Genomic DNA, 19,874 nt, shown 5'->3' on the forward strand with positions numbered 1-19,874 from the left:
TTAAAATAAAAGGAGTTTTTCCGGTTATAGGGATCAGAATCATGAATTTTGCCCTCTTTTGAGAAGATAAGGGGAATTTCTCCCCCTATTTCTGTTTCTTATGGTGCCTCTGCGTACAATAGCCGGAAATTATCCCCTTAATAATTCTCATGCCTCTTTGGGAATCAACAATGGATAATAACAGAGCCTTGTTTTTAAATAAAAAAATCAGGAAATGTAGATATCGGGCCGAACTATGTCGATATCCTCCAAAACGATGTAGATATAATAGCAAACTGTGTAGAAAAGCTGCCGGTTCGTGAAGAAAAACCCACTTTCCATGTAGAATTCTGTAAATGAGGCACGAGAACCGTTCCCCTGCACCACTCGCACCTCAAAATAATTAATACAAGTTGAATTTACCATAGACATACACGCAAGGATTTCGCTCGACATACAATATTAATCAAGTAATCTTAGGAAATGATTATTCGAAAAATTGTATACAACTGGGGGCGGCGGGGCAGAATAGGTGTATGGAGGTGGAGATTGTGGAAAGAGTTATTGCCAAGGAGCAAGTTGGAGAATCTTGTGTCATTTGCGAACAAGTCAGGCAGGCAGGAATACATCTATACACTTCGTTTATTTGCACAGACTGTGAACAAACCATGATTCAGACGGAGACTAGCGATCCAAAATATAAATATTATGTTGATAAACTTAGAAAAGTGAATAAACCAGAAATCTATTCTTAAAGCTCTCAAAGGGCTTTATTTTTTTGTGTTCAAAAAGCCGAACCCCATTCCAAATAAAAAAATATATGGCTATTCCGTGATTCCGTGGCATTTGCTTACTGTTCTGGTAAAATAGACTGAAGTATAAACTTGTTTATTGAAATAGGTGGTGAACATATGGACCAGCGCTATTCACCTTTGCTGGACCAACTGCTTTTACATAGGAGCAAAAAGCCGATTTCCTTTCATGTTCCCGGCCATAAGTATGGCGAAGTGCTTCCCGAAAAGATGGTGGAGCATTTCCGGTCCTTGCTGAGGCTGGATGCGACCGAGCTTACAGGCCTCGATGACTTGCATTCCCCTGAAGGTGTCATCCTGGAAGCCGAAAAGCTTCTTGCCGGCCTGTATCAAGCTAGGAAGAGTTTCTTCCTCGTCGGCGGCTCAACTTCCGGAAACATCGCGATGATCATGGCGGCGTTGAATGAAGATGATGTTGTCCTCGTACAGCGAAACTCCCATAAATCCGTGATGAACGGGATTAGGCTCGCTCGGGCCAAACCTGTCTTTTTAAGCCCGGAGTGGGATTCTGATTCGCTGGCTGCAGGCGGAGTCAGCCTGAAGACAGTCAGGGAAGCGATCCAGTCATACCCTGAGGCAAAAGCATTGCTTCTTACCTATCCCAATTATTATGGAATGGTTTATAATCTGAAGGATATCATTGATTTGGCGCATGAACACCATATTCCGGTTCTGGTCGATGAAGCACATGGAGTCCATTTCATAGCTGGGGAGCCATTTCCGCCATCCGCTCTCTCTCTGGGTGCGGATGTGGTCGTCCAGTCTGCACATAAAACGCTGCCGGCGATGACGATGGGAGCCTATCTGCATTACAACAGCACGTATATTCCGCTGTCAAAGCTGGCAGGCTACCTGCAAATGATTCAGTCCAGTTCCCCTTCGTATCCTATTATGGCTTCGCTGGATGCGTCCAGGAGCTATCTAGGAACCTTTGGGAGGGAAGATATTCAATTTTTGATGGATGGCATCACCGCTTTTCGGGAGGATGCCGGGAAAATTGACAGACTGGAGGTACTGCCTTCAGGAGACAGCGACCCGTTGAAGATGATTGTCCGTTCCCCTGGTTGCTCGGGATTCCAGCTGCAAAAAGTGCTTGAAGAGCAGGGCATCTATGCCGAGATGGCCGATCCATATAATGTGCTGCTCGTATTGCCTCTTTTAAAAGCGGGAATGCCAGGCCCTTATAAGGAGGCAATAGAAAAACTTACCGCAGCCGCCACACAGGTCGGGACAATAATGCCAGCCACTTTGCCAGTAAAGCAAAATAATACCCCTGTTATTGGGACACTTGCTGTGGGATACAGGGAAATGGAAAATAGGAACGAGACATTTGTACCTCTGGCCCAGTCGGCAGGCAGTATTTGTGCAGAGACACTGATCCCCTATCCGCCCGGAATACCGCTGCTGATGCCAGGTGAGGTCATTACCGAAGCTGCATTGGAAGAACTCCATGACCTGCTTGCTCAATCAGCAAAAATCCAGGGCGGGGAACGGATTGAACATAGACAGATTAAAATTTTTATCCCGCATTAACTGGCAGTAGGACCCCCACTTCAAGACTTTAGAGAGAACTAAAAAGGAAAAGTGGGGGATCAACTGCCAGTAAATGCCCGATTGGTTCAACTAACATTCAGTAGGGGATGAGGAAAACCCCTACTGAATGAAGTTTCACCTTACAATAGCATTTGGAGGCTGTACAACATGAATCAAGGATTGTTTATCTCCGTGGAAGGGCCGGAGGGCGCCGGAAAGACCACAATTATCTCTTTGCTTGCTGAAAGGCTTGGCAACGAGGGGATACCGGTAATGGCCACAAGGGAGCCCGGAGGAATCGACATCGCTGAACAAATTCGCGAAGTCATCCTCAACAGGGCAAATACCGCGATGGATCCCAGAACCGAGGCATTGTTATATGCCGCTGCAAGGAGGCAGCATTTGATTGAAAAAATAAAGCCTGCCCTAGATGAAGGAAAGGTCATTCTTTGCGACAGGTTTATTGACAGCTCCCTCGCCTATCAAGGATATGCCAGAGGACTTGGAGTGGATGAGGTATTCACTATCAATCAATTTGCGATTGAAGCGATGATGCCGGAGCTGACTTTTTACTTCGACCTTGAACCAGGCATTGGACTTGAGCGAATTAGCCGGCATAATGGCCGGGAAGTGAACCGGCTTGATTTGGAGAAAATCGAGTTTCACCAGAAAGTGCGCGAGGGATATTTGCTGCTTGTGGAAAGATTTCCGGAACGCATCATGAAGATTGATGCCTCCAAGCCTATAGACGAGGTATTTAAAGAGGCTGAAAATAGAATTAAAGAATTACTTGTAAAGAAACCTTAAAGTGCTTTTAAGGTTTTTTATTGTACATTGTATGGATGAAACTGGAATGCGCGAATTTGCCGCTGTGTGATGGGTAAATTACTGCTATAATAAGGATAAACGTCAACCGGAACATTCTATTTGGAGGGAATTAGATGAAGTTAATTTTTGCGGTAGTTCAGGATCAGGACAGCAACCGGCTTTCCAAGGCGCTCGTTGACCATAATTTTCGTGCGACAAAGCTTGCCAGCACAGGCGGCTTCCTTAAGTCGGGGAATACCACGTTTATTATTGGAACCGAAGATATCCGTGTGGAAAAAGCCTTGCAGGTTATTAAGGATAATTGCAAATCGCGTGACCAGCTTGTCGCTCCTGTATCGCCGATGGGCGGCAATGCCGATTCTTATGTCCCATACCCGGTAGAGGTGGAGGTAGGCGGAGCTACAGTGTTCGTGATGCCAGTAGAACAATTTCACCAGTTTTAAAAGGTAAAACCATAATTTGAAGGTAGAGAGTGATGGCGGAGTGACAAAAAATTGGGAGCAGCTTGAAGAATTGCAGCCAACTGTCTTGAGGATGCTGAAAAACAGCATGCTGAAGGAAAGAGTAGCCCATGCCTATCTTTACGAAGGAATGAGGGGAACAGGGAAAAAGGATGTTGGGATTTTGCTGGCTAAAAGCCTGTTTTGCCAGCAGCTTGTCAGCGGATTCAAGCCCTGTGAGGCATGTACAAACTGCAAGCGAATCAACCATGGCAATCATCCTGATATTCACGTTGTCGAGGCTGATGGCTTATCCATAAAAAAAGCACAAATCCAGGCCCTGCAGGAAGAGTTTTCAAAGACTGGCGTTGAATCGCGTAAAAAACTTTATTTGATTGTGCATGCAGACCGCATGACCACCAACGCGGCCAATAGCTTGCTTAAATTCCTGGAAGAGCCGCATCCTGGTACAGTTGCCATCCTTATTACGGAACAGGTACAGCAAATTTTGCCTACCATTCTATCGAGATGCCAAATAATTGGTTTTACACCATTATCTCCTAAAAATATGGAAAGACAGCTGATAGAACATGGGGTAAACCCGCAAACCGCGCCAATGCTGGCCCAATTGACGAATAATTTTGATGAGGCACTGGAGTTCAGCCAAAATGATTGGTTTGCACAAGCACAAAAGATAGTGGTAAAATTGTATGAAGTGTTAAAAAAGCATCCTCTTGAAGCGATGGTATCCCTTCAGGAGAATTGGCATACACACTTTAAGGATAAAGAGCAAATCGATCGCGGATTGGATTTATTACTTCTTGTTTTTAAGGATTTATTATATATCCAGCTAGGGAAGAAAGAACAGATCATCTTTTTGAGCGAAAGTTCCCGCTTGGAGCAATATGCGCTGCAGACATCCGGACGGCGTCTGACCGAACAAATGGCAGCAGTCCTGGAGGCGAAAAGGAAACTGCATGCCAATATGAATGCCCAGCTGTTAATGGAAGAGCTGGTGTTAAAATTGCAGGAGGGATCTTCACTTGTATGATGTAGTAGGTGTCCGCTTTAAAAAAGCGGGAAAGATATATTATTTTGATCCCGGAGATCTCGCAATTCAGAAGGATGACTTTGTCATCGTCGAAACTGTCAGAGGGGTCGAATTCGGGAGAGTCGTCACACCGGTCAAGAAGGTAGGCGAAAACGACGTGGTTCTGCCCTTGAAAAAGGTTGTCAGGATCGCAGATCAAAAGGACCGTCTCATTGTAGACGAGAACAAGGCAGCTGCGAAGGAAGCCTATGATGTTTGCGGGCAGAAAGTGAGTGAACATCAGCTGGACATGAAGCTGGTTGATGTGGAATATACTTTTGACCGGAATAAGGTCATCTTTTATTTTACAGCGGATGGAAGAGTCGATTTCCGCGAACTGGTCAAGGATTTGGCCTCCATTTTTAGGACAAGGATTGAACTGCGCCAAATTGGCGTCCGTGATGAAGCGAAAATGCTGGGGGGCATCGGTCCTTGTGGCAGGATGCTTTGCTGCTCGACTTTTTTGGGCGATTTCGATCCTGTATCCATTAAAATGGCCAAGGACCAGAATCTCTCGCTCAACCCTACGAAAATATCGGGATTGTGCGGACGTTTAATGTGCTGCCTGAAGTACGAAAATGATGAATACGAGGCGGCGAAGGAAGCCCTTCCTGACCTTGGGGAAATCATTGAGACTCCAAATGGACGCGGCAAAGTAGTCGGCTTGAACATTCTGGAACGCGTCATGCAGGTTGAGTTCGCCGGCCAGGAGCGGGTGCTTGAATATACGCTGGAAGAAGTGCTGAAGGAAGGCGCCGTTTCGATACAATCATCCACAGATTAATGAGGTGGAAAAGGTGGATAAAAAAGAGATCTTTGACTCAGTAAGCAATATGGAAGAACAAATCGGCACTCTTTATCGGCAGCTTGGCGAGTTAAAGCAGCATGTTGCGGAAATACTGGAAGAGAATAACTCTTTGAAGCTGGAAAATGACAATTTAAGACGCCGTCTGGATCAAACTACAAAGAAGAAAGACCAAAGGGAAAAGAAAGGCAAACCTGGAAGCAACCCTGTCGACATTGGCGAGGGCTATGACAATCTGGCCCGGCTGTACCAGGAAGGTTTCCATATCTGCAATTTGAACTTTGGCAGCCCAAGAAAAGAAGGGGATTGCATATTCTGCCTGTCTTTTCTCAATAAAAAATAATTGGCAGCCTTCCCTATCGGGGGAAGGCTTTTTTGCAGCAAAGGAGCCTGATTAATGGTTGAATTAAGAGATGATGAAAGATTGGACTACCTGCTGGCAGAGGATTTGCGGATCATCCAGAGCCCCTCTGTGTTCGCTTTTTCCCTTGATGCCGTGCTGCTGGCGAGGTTCGTATATGTGCCGATCCAAAAGGGAAGCCTGATTGACCTTTGCAGCGGCAATGGGGTGATCCCGCTGTTTCTCAGTGCCCGTACAAAGGGCGGGATCACAGGCGTGGAGATTCAGGAACGCCTTTATGATATGGCAGTAAGGAGCATTGAATACAACCAGCTCGGCGGCAGGCTGAAGATGGTGCATGGGGACATCAAGGAAATGCCTAAACAGCTTGGCTATGGAAAATTTGATGTGGTTACCTGCAACCCGCCCTATTTTAAGACCCCGGCAACCAGGGAAATCAATGAAAATGAACATCTGGCAATCGCCCGCCATGAAATCCTTTGTACGCTGGAGGATGCTATCAAGGCTTCCAGCGAGCTTGTCCGTGCACGCGGGAAAGTGGCGTTTGTCCACCGCCCCGGACGGATGATTGATATCATCGAGCTGATGCGAAAATACAAGCTTGAGCCAAAACGGATCCAGTTTGTCTATCCGAAAGCCGGAAAGGAAGCCAACACCATACTGGTAGAGGCCATCAAGCATGGAAGCCCGGACCTGAAGATTGAAAACCCGCTGATTGTCTATAATGAGAATGATGAGTACACTCCCGAGCTGAGAGAGATTTTATATGGAAAAGAATGAGCATTATTTCTATGTGCTTTCCTGCCGGGATGGCAGCCTTTATGCGGGATATACCAATGACCTCGAACGGCGGCTCAGGCAGCATAATGAAGGAAAAGGGGCAAAATATACAAAAGGACGGGGCCCGGTTGAGCTCATTTATGCCAAACAGTATGAAACAAAGAGCGAGGCGCTTAAGGCTGAGTATGCCTTTAAACAGCTGCCGCGAGCCAGGAAAGACCAATTTTTAGCGATGGAGCTGGAGGAGAAAAATGCAGCATCAGAAAAGCTTTGAACATGAACAGGAAAAGGGGATATTATACCTTGTGCCAACGCCAATCGGCAATCTTGAAGATATGAGCTTCAGGGCCTTGAGGATTTTAAAAGAAGCGGATTTGATTGCCGCCGAGGATACAAGGAACACCAGGAAGCTGTGCAACTATTTTGAAATAGAAACGCCTGTCATGAGCTACCATGAGCATAATAAGGAGCAAAGCGGCAAAAAGCTCCTTGGGAAAATAAAGGATGGAGCCAAGGTAGCGCTCGTCAGTGATGCGGGCATGCCAACCATCTCCGATCCAGGCTATGAGCTTGTGGACCAGGCGATAGCCGAAGGCCTTACGGTTGTTCCGCTGCCGGGCGCCAATGCGGCCCTGACAGCATTGATCGCATCCGGAATCAACCCCCAGCCTTTTTACTTCTACGGCTTTCTCAGCCGCAGCAAGAAGGAAAAGCGCAAGGAGCTGGAAGTCCTGGCAAGGCAATCCGGAACAATGGTATTTTATGAAGCACCGCACCGGCTCCGCGAAACACTTCAGCTGATGAGCGAGAGTTTAGGCGGTGAACGGCAGATTGTGCTTTGCCGGGAACTCACCAAGAAATTTGAGGAATTTATCAGGGGAACCGTACAGGAAGCAGCAGTGTGGGCAGAAAGCGGTGAAGCAAGAGGAGAGTTCTGCCTGATTGTCGAGGGGGCGGAGCACTCAGAAGCCGGGCAGGAAACAGCCTGGTGGGCAGAGCTCTCGATTGAAGGCCATGTCGAACAGAACATGGAAAAAGGGATGTCTTCAAAAGAAGCCATCAAGCAGACCGCCAAAGAGCGGGGCTTGAATAAACGGGACGTTTACCAAGCCTATCATGTCGAATAAGAAAAGCGGAAGCGCCTCGCCCAGCCCCACAAGCATAAGACGCTCCAGAATAGAAGGCGTTTTTTGCCTTCGATTCTGGAGTGGCTTATGACCTCGAGCTGCTCAAAGCTCCGCTTCTCGCAAGATACTCGAGAAGTAAACTCAAGGATGAAAACTGGCTAGGCGCTGGAGCTGGACAGTTATCTAAGTTTAGGAATTTACACTTTATTATAGAATAAAAAAATAGCTTCTCCTTTTAAGGAGAAGCTTTAATGGTTTTATTATGCTTTGACAGGTTCGAAGGAATTTTGGATTTCGCTGAGAAGCTGTTCTGCTCCTTCACGGCTAAGGATCAGTTTTCCTCCAGCAAGAGTGATATTGTTGTCGGAAACTTCGCCAGTGATGTGGCAAGTCATGTTTGGCTTGTATTTCTTAAGGATGATGCGGTCGTCATCCACATAGATTTCAAGTGCATCCTTTTCGGCAATGCCMAATGTCCTTCTCAATTCAATTGGAATGACCACGCGGCCAAGCTCATCAACTTTACGTACGATACCAGTAGATTTCATCGTGATTTCCCCTCTCCAGTGTATGTAATCTTATTTTATTCGTCATTTTTCGACATGTCATTTTTATAAATCTAATAATACCAGCCATTCCCATAACCGTCAATTACTTTATTTGGTTAATGGATGGTATTTTTTTGAAGCCTCAAAAACATTGCTATATAGGGATTTTACCGTTCTTCAATAAAAAAGCTTCGAAAAGAAGCTCGAATTTATGGGGGTATTCTTAAAAAAAATATTATGAGTGCTAAAACATTATGTAATTTTATTCCTTTTGCATTCGACAAAATCCTACAGGACTTTCGACAGCATGGAAAAGTAAAGGGAAGAATTGTATAATAAGTAATTAGAATCATTGGAGCTCTAAGGAGGCAGTTTTGATGGAGGAAAAGTTAAAAACATTTTACCTTACTACCCCGATTTATTATCCGAGCGGGAATTTGCATATTGGACATGCTTATACCACTGTGGCCGGGGATGCGATGGCCCGTTATAAAAGAATGCGCGGCTACGACGTCATGTTCCTGACTGGAACAGATGAGCATGGCCAGAAAATCCAGCGGAAAGCCGAAGAAAAAGGGGTTACTCCGCAGCAGTATGTCGATGAGATTGTGTCCGGCATCCAGGACCTCTGGAAAAAGCTTGATATCTCATATGATGACTTTATCCGGACAACCGAGGACCGCCATAAGCAGGTGGTGGAGAAAATCTTTGCCCGCCTTGTCGAGCAGGGGGACATCTATCTTGACCAATATGAAGGCTGGTACTGTACACCGTGCGAGTCCTTCTATACAGACCGCCAGCTTGAAAATGGCAACTGTCCTGATTGCGGCCGTCCAGTGGAAAAAGTGAAAGAAGAATCTTATTTCTTCAGGATGGGAAAATATGCAGACAGACTCCTGAAGTACTATGAAGAAAATCCCCAGTTCATCCAGCCTGAATCACGCAAAAATGAAATGATCAATAACTTCATTAAGCCGGGCCTTGAGGACCTGGCTGTCTCGAGAACGACCTTTGACTGGGGAATAAAAGTGCCGGGAGATCCGAAGCATGTTATTTATGTATGGGTGGATGCCCTGTCGAATTATATTACAGCACTTGGATATGGGACGGAAGATGACTCGAAGTATTTAAAATACTGGCCGGCCGATGTCCACCTTGTCGGAAAGGAAATTGTCCGTTTCCATACGATTTACTGGCCAATCATGCTGATGGCATTGGATTTGCCGCTGCCTAAAAAGGTGTTCGCCCATGGCTGGCTTTTGATGAAGGATGGGAAGATGTCCAAATCAAAAGGCAATGTGGTCGATCCAGTGACGCTCATTGACCGTTACGGCCTTGATGCCTTGCGCTATTACCTCCTCAGGGAAGTTCCATTTGGCGCAGACGGCGTGTTCACCCCGGAAGGCTTCGTTGAAAGAGTGAATTTTGATCTGGCAAACGACCTAGGCAACTTGCTGAACCGCACGGTCGCGATGATCAACCGCTATTTTGATGGGGAAGTCCCAGCCTATACCGGGTCTGAAGGCGAGTTTGACCAGCAGCTGCTCAACACAAGCCGGGAGACAATCAGGAAATATGAAGAAGCAATGGAAAAAATGGAGTTTTCAGTGGCATTGACCGCTGTTTGGCAGCTGGTAAGCCGTACAAACAAATATATCGATGAAACCCAGCCATGGGTGCTTGCCAAGGATGAGGACAAAAAAGCAGAGCTTGGCCGTGTGATGGCCCATCTTGCGGAAGCCTTGCGCGAGACTGCCATCCTGCTTCAGCCATTCCTGACAAGGACACCGGCAAAGATTTTCGAACAGCTGAATGTGACCGGAGAAAAGCTGACTGGCTGGGAAAGCCTTGAGACATTTGGCGGCATTCCGGCAGGTACGAAGGTGCAAAAAGGCGAACCAATTTTCCCTCGCCTCGAAGTGGAAGAAGAAGTGGCATACATCAAGGAAAAGATGCAGGGCAGCGCTCCCGCGGAGCCGGAAAAACCGGAGAAGCCGGAATCAATGCCTGAAATCCTGATTGATGACTTCATGAAAGTGGAATTGCGCGTTGCAGAGGTGATTCATTGCGAGCCAGTTCCGAAAGCGGATAAGCTTCTCAAGCTCCAGCTCGATCTTGGATATGAAAAACGGCAGGTTGTATCGGGGATTGCCCAGCATTATAAGCCCGAAGAACTGGTTGGCCGCAAAGTGATTTGTGTAACGAATCTGAAGCCTGTGAAACTGCGCGGAGAGCTGTCGGAAGGAATGATCCTGGCCGGGTCGCAGGACGGGAAATTATCATTGGCAACAGTGGCTGAGTCCTTGCCGCTTGGAGCCAGGGTAAAGTAAAAAAGCATAAATTTTTCAGAACATAGAAATGTTTCATGTGTAACATTTCTATGTTTTTTTATTTACTATAAAGGCTTTTAGGTTGACGATACACTTGGAAAATCGTTATGATACTGTCAAATTTTTATAAAAATTTCAAGCATATCCCTATCTTTCCATACATGGAAACGATAAGTTGAAGGAAAATAGGGACATAAAAAGGCCGGTAAGTTAGAATGTTATATTAGGCAAAAGGAGTTTACAGCATGCTTTTCGATACACACGTACATTTAAATGCGGAGCAATACAGCGAGGATTTGCAGGAGGTCATTGATAGGGCGCAGGGTGAAGGAGTCTCACAAATGGTGGTTGTCGGATTTGACCGACCGACCATTGACAAGGCATTGCAGCTTTGTGAATCATACGATTTTCTGTTTGCCAGTGTTGGCTGGCATCCGGTTGATGCCATTGATATGACGCCTGGGGATTTGGAGTGGCTTAGGGAGCTTTCATCCCACCCGAAAGTTGTTGCCCTTGGCGAAATGGGATTGGATTATCACTGGGATAAGTCTCCCAAGGATGTCCAAAAAGAGGTTTTCAGAAAACAGATCAGGCTGGCAAAGGAAGTCAATCTGCCCATCATCATACATAACCGGGAAGCAACCGCTGATATTGTCCAAATCCTTAAAGAAGAGGATGCCAGGGAAGTCGGCGGCATCATGCATTGCTATAGCGGCAGTGTGGAGATTGCGTTGGAATGCATCGACATGAATTTTTATATTTCCCTTGGCGGCCCGGTGACCTTTAAAAATGCCAAAAAGCCAAAGGAAGTGGCTGAAGCGGTTCCGCTTGACCGTTTGCTGATTGAGACGGATGCCCCGTATTTGACGCCGCACCCATTCCGCGGAAAAAGGAATGAGCCTGCCTACGTCAAATTGGTGGCACAGCAAATTGCCGAATTGAGAGGCATGAGCTATGAGGAATTGGCTGAGGCTACAACGAAGAATGCAAAAAAAATATTCGGCATAAAGTGATAGGAAATGCTGTCGATTCGTGAGAGAGTTTGTCCAATTGTTTTCTTAAAACAAAGAGTTCTACATGTTTGGGGATGCACATAGGATAACCTTGTCGATAACTCTTCCTTCCCTTTCAGGAAATCATCTCGCATAATAGAGACTGTGTTTGGGGGAAAGGTGTTTGGGTTGACACGTCGACAGCATACTCTATATAATCACTCGAGAGAAAAGGAGGCGTTTTTCATAGACACCAAACTTATGAAAAACCTGTTTTCCAAGTCTTTGAGTAAGAAAAAGCTGGCGATCCTTTCAGCTAGTTTGCTAGTGTTTGTCTCTGTCCTTGGCTACTTTCTGTATGAAGGCACCAAGAAGACAGTCGCACTAACACTGGACGGCCAAGAAAAAATCGTTAAAACACATGCAGAAACCATTCAGGATATATTTAGAGAACTGGACATTTCTCTTGGCGAGAAAGACTATTTGTCATTAGCCGCAAACACAAAAGTAGAGGATCAGCTTGAAATTGTGTGGAAGCCGGCAAAACAGGTGCACCTAGTGGAAAATCAGGAAGAGAAAACGTATTGGTCCGCTTCGGACACGGTAAAGGAATTTCTTGAAGAACAAAATATTGAAGTGAAAGAACACGACAAGTTAACCCCAAACCCGGAAACAGAGCTTAAAAAGGATATGAAGATCGATATCCAGAGGGCATTTCCCCTAAAGGTAACAGTTGGCGGGAAAGAGCAAGAAGGATGGTCGACTTCGACTACGGTCGCTGACTTTTTATCGCAGCAAGGAATCACACTCAATGAATTGGACCGAGTTGAACCTGCACTGACAGAAACAGTCACCAGCAATGCCTTAATCAAGGTCATTCGAGTTGAAAAAGTCACCGATGTAGTGGAAGAACCAATCAAGTTTGCAGTCGTCACCAAAAAGGACCGCAGTCTGGACAAAGGGAAACAAAAAGTTGTGACGGAGGGACAGGAAGGTGTTCTTTCCAAAAAGTACGAAGTCACACTGGAAGACGGCAAGGAAGTTTCCAGGAACCTTGTCAGTGAAACCAAGGTGAGGGACAAGAAGGATAAAGTCGTTGCCATGGGCACGAGGGAAGTTGCCGTCCAGGTCTCAAGGGGAGCTGCGGCACCGTCCAGCCAGGCAGCAGGCCAGGGAGCTAGCCAGGGCTCAGGCAAAGAGTTTTATGTAAGCTCGACGGCTTATACGGCAAGCTGTAATGGATGCTCGGGGGTAACGGCGACAGGAATGAATCTGAAGGCCAATCCGAACGCAAAGGTGATCGCGGTCGATCCAAGTGTCATCCCATTGGGGACGAAGGTGTATGTCGAAGGGTATGGCTATGCGGTTGCCGCCGATAAAGGAGGCGCCATCAAAGGCAACAAGATCGATGTCTTCTTCCCGAACAAATCCCAAGCCTATCGCTGGGGCAATAAACGTGTCAAAGTTAAAATCCTAAACTGATTCATTCTTCATTCATTCAATGCAGGGGGCTTTCCTCTGCATTTTTTATTTTCTGTACCCATTTTGAGTTATAATAAGAAAATGGTTTTGTTATATATATAGACGGTTAATATTTCAAATATGTTTCAGTCTTTTATTATTTTTTTTACGAAGGATGTAGTATTGAATGAAAATCAAAGAGTTGATTGTTGTGGAGGGCAAGGATGACACAACAGCTGTCCGGAGGGCAGTCAATGCCGATACGATTGAAACAAACGGATCTGCCATCAGCATGGATACAATCGCAATGATCCAGAAGGCGCAGCAGACGAGAGGAGTCATCGTGTTCACGGATCCGGACTATCCTGGTGAAAAAATCCGGAAAACCATTGCTGAACATATCCCTGGTTGCCGCCATGCCTTTATTCCAAAGGAAAAAGCGCTTCCGAAATCAGGGCGCGGAATTGGCGTCGAGCATGCAGCTCCTGAAGTGATCAGGGAGGCTTTGAAGGACGCCCAGTTAATGGATGACAATGCCCCGGAGGAAATTACCCGTGAGGATTTAATAGATGCAGGACTGATTGCAGGCCCGGGCGCAAGGGAAAGGCGCGAAAAATTGGGCAAGCTGTTAAAGATTGGCTATACGAACGGGAAGCAGCTGCATAAGCGCCTGATGATGTTTCAGGTCAGCTCCGGAGAATTTGCTGCCGCCATGGAGGCTATTAGACAGGAGGAACAACATGCATAAAGACATCGCTACCCCGGCGAGAACGAGGGAAATTTTAGAAAAATATGGGTTTTCTTTTAAAAAGAGCCTAGGTCAGAACTTTCTGATTGATACCAATATACTACGCAGGATTGTCGATCATGCAGAACTGACGGAATCTTCGGCAGTGATTGAAATCGGCCCAGGCATTGGCGCCCTTACAGAGCAATTGGCAAAGCGAAGCAAAAAGGTCATGGCATTCGAAATCGACCAGCGGCTGCTGCCAATTCTGGAAGATACGCTTTCCCCTTATGACAATGTCACCATTGTCCATCAGGATATTCTGAAAGCGGACGTACAGTCCCGCATTGACGAAATACTGGCTGGATTTGAGGATATAATGGTGGTGGCCAATCTTCCTTATTATGTCACCACGCCGATAATCATGAAGCTGCTGGAAGAAAAGCTGCCCATCCGGGGCATTGTCGGAATGCTTCAGAAGGAAGTGGCCGACCGCATTTCAGCAAAGCCAGGCACGAAGGAATATGGCTCGCTGTCGATTGCGGTGCAGTATTACACGATGGCGGAGACCGTGATGATCGTGCCGAAAACGGTGTTTATTCCCCAGCCGAATGTGGATTCCGCCGTCATCAGGCTGACATTGCGGGAAAAGCCGGCTGTTGCAGTAAAGGATGAAACATTCTTTTTCCAAGTCACCAGGTCCAGCTTTGCCCAAAGGCGCAAAACCATCCTTAATAATTTGACCAGCCAGCTTCCTGGCGGAAAAGAAAAAAAGGAAGGCATCCAGGCCGCGTTGAAGCAGGCAGGCATTGAGGGGACAAGAAGAGGAGAAACCTTGTCCATCGAAGAATTCGGCGCCCTCAGTGACGCCTTGTATGAATTATTTAAGTAAGCCCCGGGAAACCAGGGCTTTTTTTGCGTGTGCCGGAAGGCCCCTGCATTCGGACAGCTTTGGGAGAGAGATCGAGGTTCGAGTCCGAATGGGGCCTCATTCATTTCCCCAGGAAGCAGCTATGGTGGCTTGTCCTTTCACATTGCCAAGGCGGTTTGCATAGCCTGACAAAGAAACAATACTCTCAGGCAGGAGCCTACTTGGAGTGACGAGTGTGACCATAAAAACAATGGATGTAGTGGGAAGGATTTCCTATAATTGTGACATTCTATTCCGCGTCATTGATATAAGAGTGGAAAACGGCAGGAGGATCGCCATCTTATATGGGGAGGAATATCGCCTGGCTGCCGATGCTCCTTATGAAGACTTGATAAAAATGGAAGCGAATGTACGGAGGCGGATGGCCGAGGAGGGCCGTTCGCGGGAGGAGCAGTCTTACATCCTGTTCCGCCAGGACGTGGAATTGCTGAAGCAGAAGCAGGAGTACGAAGTAACAGACGGATACAGCAAAGCCCTGAATTATTTTCAAATGCCGGGCAAGGTGCTCCACCTCGATGGGGATCCCAATTATTTGAAAAAGTGCTTGTTGCTTTATGAGAGAGTGGGCGTGCCTGTATATGGTGTTCATTGCAATGAAAAGGAGATGCCGCTGAAAATAGGCAGCCTCATTGACTATTACAGGCCTGATATCCTTGTGATAACTGGGCATGACGCCTATTCCAAGTCAAAGGGTAAAATAGGGGACCTGAATGCTTACCGGCATTCAAGGCATTTCGTCCAAACCGTAAAGGAAGCACGAAAAAAAATTCCCCACCTTGACCAGCTTGTCATCTTTGCGGGTGCATGCCAATCTCATTTTGAGTCGCTGATCCAGGCCGGAGCTAATTTTGCCAGCTCTCCTTCCCGGGTGAATATCCATGCTCTCGACCCGGTTTACATTGTGGCTAAAATAAGCTTCACCCCATTTGTCGAAAGGATCAATGTCTGGGATGTGCTCAGGAACACACTGACCGGAGAAAAAGGCCTTGGAGGGATTGAGACGAGGGGAGTGCTGAGGACCGGGATGCCTTACAATAAGCCGGAAAAAGAAGAATAGCCATAAAGCCGCGGACAGCGGCTTTTTTGGTGTATGCAATGGTGTTAAACGGGGCAGGAACACTGTACGAAAATCGCATACATAAAATTTGCGATTGCCGGAAATGCTAACCATGTTGAAAAATAGAAGAAAATGAAGAAGAAAATATATTGACATTTATTTTTAAGGACTGTTATAATTTATGTTTTTATTTGACGTAAATGTGTCAGCATGTTATACTTGACATAGTGAGGTGGACCGAATGCCAAAAACATTATCGGATATCAAAAAAGCTCTTGATTCAAATTTAGGGAAAAGACTTTTACTTAAGGCTAATGGCGGACGCAGAAAAACGATTGAACGCTCAGGAGTTTTAGCTGAAACCTACCCTTCCGTGTTCGTGATTGAACTGGATCAGGAGGAGAATGCTTTCGAACGCGTTTCATACAGTTATGCAGATGTTTTGACGGAAACGGTACAAATTACTTTCTACGAAGATACTACAGGAAATATGGCTTTAAGCTAATGGCTTAAAGCAAGACAGGCAGTGGACATCGCGTTTGCTGCTTTTTATTTTGCCCAGGCCGCCCGCGGAAATCGAAGGCCTGGAACGGAGATCAACAGGCCACAACAGGATAATTAAGGTTCTAATGAAAATCGGCTTGCCAATGTATACTAATAAAGCCACGGTGACGAAAGGAGCGGGTTCTCGTGGGCAGAAGAAGAGGAGTTATGTCTGAAGGGTTTAAAGAAGAGCTGGCAAAGGAACTGGGCTTTTATGATGTAGTCCAAAAGGAAGGCTGGGGCGGCATAAGGGCCAGGGATGCAGGAAACATGGTCAAACGCGCCATTGAACTTGCCGAACAGCAGCTTATGAACCAGAACCGGTAACTTTTCGGGAGCAGGTTGTTTTGCGCTTGCCGATATGTCTTCACGAATACTAAATTCATATGTCACTGTGGCAGGCCGAGGCGTTTCGCTTCGGCCTTTTTGTCTTTCATTCCATTTATCCTCCCGGCAAGTGTAGAGCAGCCTGTTTTTGGGAAGAAAGTAGGAAAAGAACAGAAAACAAAGAGGTGTATGGACAGGAAAATGCCAGGAGGCAGGAGGCTTGGCAGGCGCTTATATTTTTCTTAGGCTTTTTGTGGTAAAATAGGACAAAAAAATGGACATCGTTGTTATGTTTAAAAGTAGGTGGAAGGATTGAAGCTTTTAATAAAAGCGCCGGCTAAGATCAATCTGTCGCTGGATGTATTGCATAAGCGGCCGGATGGTTATCATGAAGTGGAAATGGTGATGACAACGATTGACTTGGCAGACCGTGTCGAACTGAGTCTGCTGGAAGAGGATATCATCAAAATTACTTCCCATAACCGCTTTGTTCCTGATGACCAGCGGAATCTGGCCTATCAGGCTGCTCTTTTGCTGAAAGAACGCTTTAATGTCAAGAAGGGCGTCTCCATCATGATTGAAAAAATGATCCCGGTTGCAGCTGGTCTTGCAGGCGGGAGCAGTGACGCCGCTGCAGCCCTTCGCGGTTTGAATAAACTGTGGGATTTGGGTCTCTCGCTCGACGAGCTGGCAGCCCTCGGTGCGGAAATAGGTTCGGATGTCTCGTTTTGCGTATATGGCGGTACGGCATTGGCGACAGGGAGAGGCGAGATGATTCAGGAGCTGCCTCCTCCGCCAACCTGCTGGGTGGTCCTTGCCAAGCCTTTTATTGGTGTGTCGACTGCGGAGGTCTACCGGCGATTGAACATTGGCGGTATCCGCCATCCTGATACGCAGGGCATGATTCAATGCATCAGGGATCACGATTTCAGGGGTGTCTGCCAGAACGTAGGCAATGTTCTCGAAGACGTGACGCTCGACCTCTATCCGGAGGTAGCCCAGATCAAGGACCAGATGAAGCGGTTCGGGGCAGATGCTGTTTTGATGAGCGGAAGCGGACCGACCGTTTTCAGCCTTGTCGAGCACGATTCACGGATGCATCGGATTTATAATGGGTTAAGAGGGTTTTGCGACCAGGTATTCGCCGTTCGGATGCTTGGAGAACGTCATACCCTTGATTAATGAAGAAGCCTTGAATGAATCCGTATATTAATGGTATATTAGTTAGTAAATATTCGGATTTTAATTTGGGGGTTCAGGAATGAAATTTAGACGGAGTGAACGATTGATAGATATGACGAACTATCTGCTGGATCATCCCCGCGAACTGGTTCCTCTTACCTATTTCGCCGAGAAGTATGGTTCGGCCAAGTCGTCCATCAGCGAGGATTTGGGAATCATCAAGGATACCTTTGAGAAGCGGGGAATCGGCGTGCTCCAGACTGTCCCTGGCGCTGCAGGGGGAGTGAAGTTCTACGTCAATGTTGATGAAAAGGAAACTTCCAGCCTGATCGATGACCTGTGCAGCATTATGGCAAGCCCCGACCGGCTGCTGCCGGGAGGTTATCTTTACATGAATGACATCCTTGGAAATCCGGGACTGCTCAGGAGAGTGGGGCGTGTTATCGCTTCAGCCTATGCCAAAGCGGAAATTGACGCGGTCATGACGGTGGCAACAAAAGGGATTCCCATTGCCTATGCGGTTGCAGGCTTTCTCAATGTGCCCGTTATTATAGTCAGAAGGGACCCGAAAGTAACGGAAGGGTCCACCGTCAGCATTAACTACGTCTCAGGCTCATCCAAGCGGATCCAGACGATGGTGCTGTCCAAGCGAAGCCTTTCCGAAGGTTCCCGCGTCCTGATCGTGGACGATTTCATGAAGGCTGGCGGCACTGTCAAAGGGATGATTGACCTGCTGCAGGAATTCAACGCACAAGTGGCGGGGATTTCTGTGCTTGTCGAATCGGAAGAAACGGAAGAAAGGCTAGTTGATGATTATATCTCGCTTGTCCGGTTGTCAAATGTCGATGTAATCGGGAAAAAGATTACCGTCAGCGAGGGAAAATACAGGAGGATCAGCAAATGAAAACTGTTCAGACTTCCAAGGCCCCAGCGGCCATTGGCCCATACTCGCAAGGAATTGTTGTCAACAACATGTTTTTCAGCTCAGGGCAGATTCCGCTTACCGCAGAAGGCAAAATGACAGAAGGTGATGTGGCTGCCCAGACGCACCAGGTATTTAAGAACCTGATGGCTGTGCTTGAAGAGGCAGGGGCATCCCTTGATACGGTCGTAAAAGCAACTGTATTTATTAAAAACATGGATGAATTCGCCACGATTAATGAAGTATACGGCGAATATTTCGGGACCCATAAGCCAGCCCGTTCTACTGTAGAAGTAGCCCGGCTTCCAAAAGATGCACTAGTTGAGATTGAAGTCATTGCGCTCGTTAAATAACGGGTGCTTTTTTTTGGCCATTTTTTACCCGGCAGACACCAACCATGAAATTGAGGGTTTAATTCCCTGGAATATGTATATAATCATTAAAGTCAATAAGGCTTTTTACCTAAAAAGCAGTCGTTTTCATTTCAAGCTTTTAAATTTCTCTTTTTATTGAAAATATTTTTACGGTAAAGAAGGAAAATGGAAATGTCTGTTGAATATGTAAACTTAGAAATTCATCTTTTGCGAAGGTGGTGAACAGAATGGAAGTAACTGACGTTAGATTGCGGCGGGTAAACACAGATGGACGGATGAGGGCAATTGCATCAATCACGCTTGATAACGAATTTGTCGTACACGATATCCGTGTTATCGACGGAAATAATGGCCTGTTTGTTGCGATGCCTAGCAAACGCACTCCGGATGGAGAGTTTCGCGATATCGCCCATCCAATTAATTCTGGCACGCGCGGCAAGATTCAGGACGCGGTACTGGCGGAATACCATCGCCTCGGTGAACTGGAAGTCGAGTTCGAAGAAGCTGGAGCATAAAGCATAATAAAATTACGTTTATTCATCAGGGGGCCTACTCACAAGTAAGGCTCTTTTTTGTTACCCCCTTTCCTCCCCTTATAAACCTCCTTGCACACATTTCGTTTCCTCCGGGAGAAATTCCAATATTTGTCCACTGGACCCGCATGTTGAAAAGAATCGGATTTTAGGATATATTCGTAATGGATAAAAAGGTGAATTGGAGGCCTG

At 46.5% G+C, this 19,874-nt stretch carries 23 protein-coding genes; 22 read left to right on the top strand and 1 reads right to left on the bottom strand.

The features are described 5' to 3' along the window. Nucleotides 1-515 precede the first annotated feature (515 nt). The 10 genes from ADU22_RS05285 to rsmI all read left to right on the top strand — a co-directional run bounded on the left by ADU22_RS05285 (nt 516) and on the right by rsmI (nt 7,755). A complete protein-coding gene (locus ADU22_RS05285; RefSeq protein WP_053361240.1) occupies nt 516-734 on the top strand; it encodes a sigma factor G inhibitor Gin in 219 nt (72 codons plus the stop codon). A 156-nt stretch (nt 735-890) separates the two neighbouring features. After that, nucleotides 891-2,324: an aminotransferase class I/II-fold pyridoxal phosphate-dependent enzyme gene (locus ADU22_RS05290; protein WP_053361241.1), complete on the top strand. Its 1,434-nt coding sequence runs from the start codon at nt 891-893 to the stop codon at nt 2,322-2,324. A 168-nt stretch (nt 2,325-2,492) separates the two neighbouring features. Beyond that, on the top strand, nt 2,493-3,131 hold the full coding sequence (gene tmk, locus ADU22_RS05295) for a dTMP kinase (RefSeq protein ID WP_053361242.1): 639 nt from the start codon (nt 2,493-2,495) through the stop codon (nt 3,129-3,131). Nucleotides 3,132-3,265: 134 nt separating this feature from the next. Further along, complete coding sequence (darA, locus tag ADU22_RS05300; protein ID WP_046525197.1) at nt 3,266-3,595, top strand: cyclic di-AMP receptor DarA; 330 nt, start codon at nt 3,266-3,268, stop codon at nt 3,593-3,595. A 40-nt stretch (nt 3,596-3,635) separates the two neighbouring features. Then, nucleotides 3,636-4,643 (top strand): DNA polymerase III subunit delta', encoded by a 1,008-nt coding sequence (gene holB / locus ADU22_RS05305; RefSeq protein WP_053364475.1) that lies wholly within the window; start codon nt 3,636-3,638, stop codon nt 4,641-4,643. Further along, nucleotides 4,636-5,466: a PSP1 domain-containing protein gene (locus tag ADU22_RS05310; protein ID WP_053361243.1), complete on the top strand. Its 831-nt coding sequence runs from the start codon at nt 4,636-4,638 to the stop codon at nt 5,464-5,466. The genes holB and ADU22_RS05310 overlap by 8 nt, the downstream gene beginning before the upstream one ends. 13 nt (nt 5,467-5,479) lie before the next feature. Beyond that, nucleotides 5,480-5,830, top strand: coding sequence for a DNA replication initiation control protein YabA (gene yabA, locus ADU22_RS05315; protein WP_053361244.1), 351 nt, complete (start codon nt 5,480-5,482; stop codon nt 5,828-5,830). Between the two features lie 54 nt (nt 5,831-5,884). Beyond that, nucleotides 5,885-6,628 carry a tRNA1(Val) (adenine(37)-N6)-methyltransferase gene (locus tag ADU22_RS05320; RefSeq protein WP_053361245.1) on the top strand — a complete coding sequence of 248 codons (744 nt, stop codon included), beginning with the start codon at nt 5,885-5,887 and terminating at the stop codon, nt 6,626-6,628. Beyond that, nucleotides 6,615-6,902: a GIY-YIG nuclease family protein gene (locus tag ADU22_RS05325; protein WP_053361246.1), complete on the top strand. Its 288-nt coding sequence runs from the start codon at nt 6,615-6,617 to the stop codon at nt 6,900-6,902. The genes ADU22_RS05320 and ADU22_RS05325 overlap by 14 nt, the downstream gene beginning before the upstream one ends. Further along, on the top strand, nt 6,880-7,755 hold the full coding sequence (rsmI, locus tag ADU22_RS05330) for a 16S rRNA (cytidine(1402)-2'-O)-methyltransferase (RefSeq protein ID WP_053361247.1): 876 nt from the start codon (nt 6,880-6,882) through the stop codon (nt 7,753-7,755). Before ADU22_RS05325 ends, rsmI begins: the two co-directional genes overlap by 23 nt. A 260-nt stretch (nt 7,756-8,015) precedes the next feature. On the opposite strand, the gene abrB is transcribed toward rsmI, so the two are convergent. Further along, nucleotides 8,016-8,309 carry a transition state genes transcriptional regulator AbrB gene (abrB, locus tag ADU22_RS05335; protein WP_197280110.1) on the bottom strand — a complete coding sequence of 98 codons (294 nt, stop codon included), beginning with the start codon at nt 8,307-8,309 and terminating at the stop codon, nt 8,016-8,018. Nucleotides 8,310-8,680: 371 nt separating this feature from the next. On the opposite strand from abrB, the gene metG reads away from it, so the two are divergent. The 12 genes from metG to spoVG all read left to right on the top strand — a co-directional run bounded on the left by metG (nt 8,681) and on the right by spoVG (nt 19,664). After that, a complete protein-coding gene (gene metG, locus ADU22_RS05340) occupies nt 8,681-10,633 on the top strand; it encodes a methionine--tRNA ligase (protein WP_053361249.1) in 1,953 nt (650 codons plus the stop codon). 245 nt (nt 10,634-10,878) lie between these two features. Continuing rightward, complete coding sequence (locus ADU22_RS05345) at nt 10,879-11,646, top strand: TatD family hydrolase (protein ID WP_053361250.1); 768 nt, start codon at nt 10,879-10,881, stop codon at nt 11,644-11,646. A 240-nt stretch (nt 11,647-11,886) separates the two neighbouring features. Next, on the top strand, nt 11,887-13,107 hold the full coding sequence (locus tag ADU22_RS05350) for a resuscitation-promoting factor (protein WP_053361251.1): 1,221 nt from the start codon (nt 11,887-11,889) through the stop codon (nt 13,105-13,107). Nucleotides 13,108-13,273: 166 nt separating this feature from the next. Next, on the top strand, nt 13,274-13,834 hold the full coding sequence (rnmV, locus tag ADU22_RS05355) for a ribonuclease M5 (protein WP_053361252.1): 561 nt from the start codon (nt 13,274-13,276) through the stop codon (nt 13,832-13,834). After that, entirely contained in the window at nt 13,827-14,705 is an 879-nt protein-coding gene (rsmA, locus tag ADU22_RS05360) for a 16S rRNA (adenine(1518)-N(6)/adenine(1519)-N(6))-dimethyltransferase RsmA (RefSeq protein WP_053361253.1), read from the top strand. The genes rnmV and rsmA overlap by 8 nt, the downstream gene beginning before the upstream one ends. Before the next feature lie 229 nt (nt 14,706-14,934). After that, nucleotides 14,935-15,801 carry a sporulation peptidase YabG gene (gene yabG / locus ADU22_RS05365; protein ID WP_197280111.1) on the top strand — a complete coding sequence of 289 codons (867 nt, stop codon included), beginning with the start codon at nt 14,935-14,937 and terminating at the stop codon, nt 15,799-15,801. Nucleotides 15,802-16,042: 241 nt separating this feature from the next. Next, a complete protein-coding gene (gene veg / locus ADU22_RS05370; protein WP_046525184.1) occupies nt 16,043-16,306 on the top strand; it encodes a biofilm formation stimulator Veg in 264 nt (87 codons plus the stop codon). A gap of 185 nt (nt 16,307-16,491) precedes the next feature. After that, entirely contained in the window at nt 16,492-16,671 is a 180-nt protein-coding gene (locus tag ADU22_RS05375) for a small, acid-soluble spore protein, alpha/beta type (protein ID WP_082252789.1), read from the top strand. 312 nt (nt 16,672-16,983) lie between these two features. Then, nucleotides 16,984-17,853, top strand: coding sequence for a 4-(cytidine 5'-diphospho)-2-C-methyl-D-erythritol kinase (ispE, locus tag ADU22_RS05380; RefSeq protein WP_053361255.1), 870 nt, complete (start codon nt 16,984-16,986; stop codon nt 17,851-17,853). 79 nt (nt 17,854-17,932) lie between these two features. Continuing rightward, nucleotides 17,933-18,757 (top strand): pur operon repressor, encoded by an 825-nt coding sequence (purR, locus tag ADU22_RS05385; protein ID WP_053361256.1) that lies wholly within the window; start codon nt 17,933-17,935, stop codon nt 18,755-18,757. Then, nucleotides 18,754-19,128 carry a RidA family protein gene (locus tag ADU22_RS05390; protein WP_053361257.1) on the top strand — a complete coding sequence of 125 codons (375 nt, stop codon included), beginning with the start codon at nt 18,754-18,756 and terminating at the stop codon, nt 19,126-19,128. Before purR ends, ADU22_RS05390 begins: the two co-directional genes overlap by 4 nt. A 248-nt stretch (nt 19,129-19,376) precedes the next feature. After that, nucleotides 19,377-19,664, top strand: a complete 288-nt coding sequence (gene spoVG, locus ADU22_RS05395) for a septation regulator SpoVG (RefSeq protein ID WP_046525179.1) — start codon at nt 19,377-19,379, stop codon at nt 19,662-19,664. Nucleotides 19,665-19,874 lie beyond the last annotated feature (210 nt).

Source organism: Bacillus sp. FJAT-27251 (assembly GCF_001273925.1).
Classification (GTDB): Bacteria; Bacillota; Bacilli; order Bacillales; family Cytobacillaceae; genus Mesobacillus_B.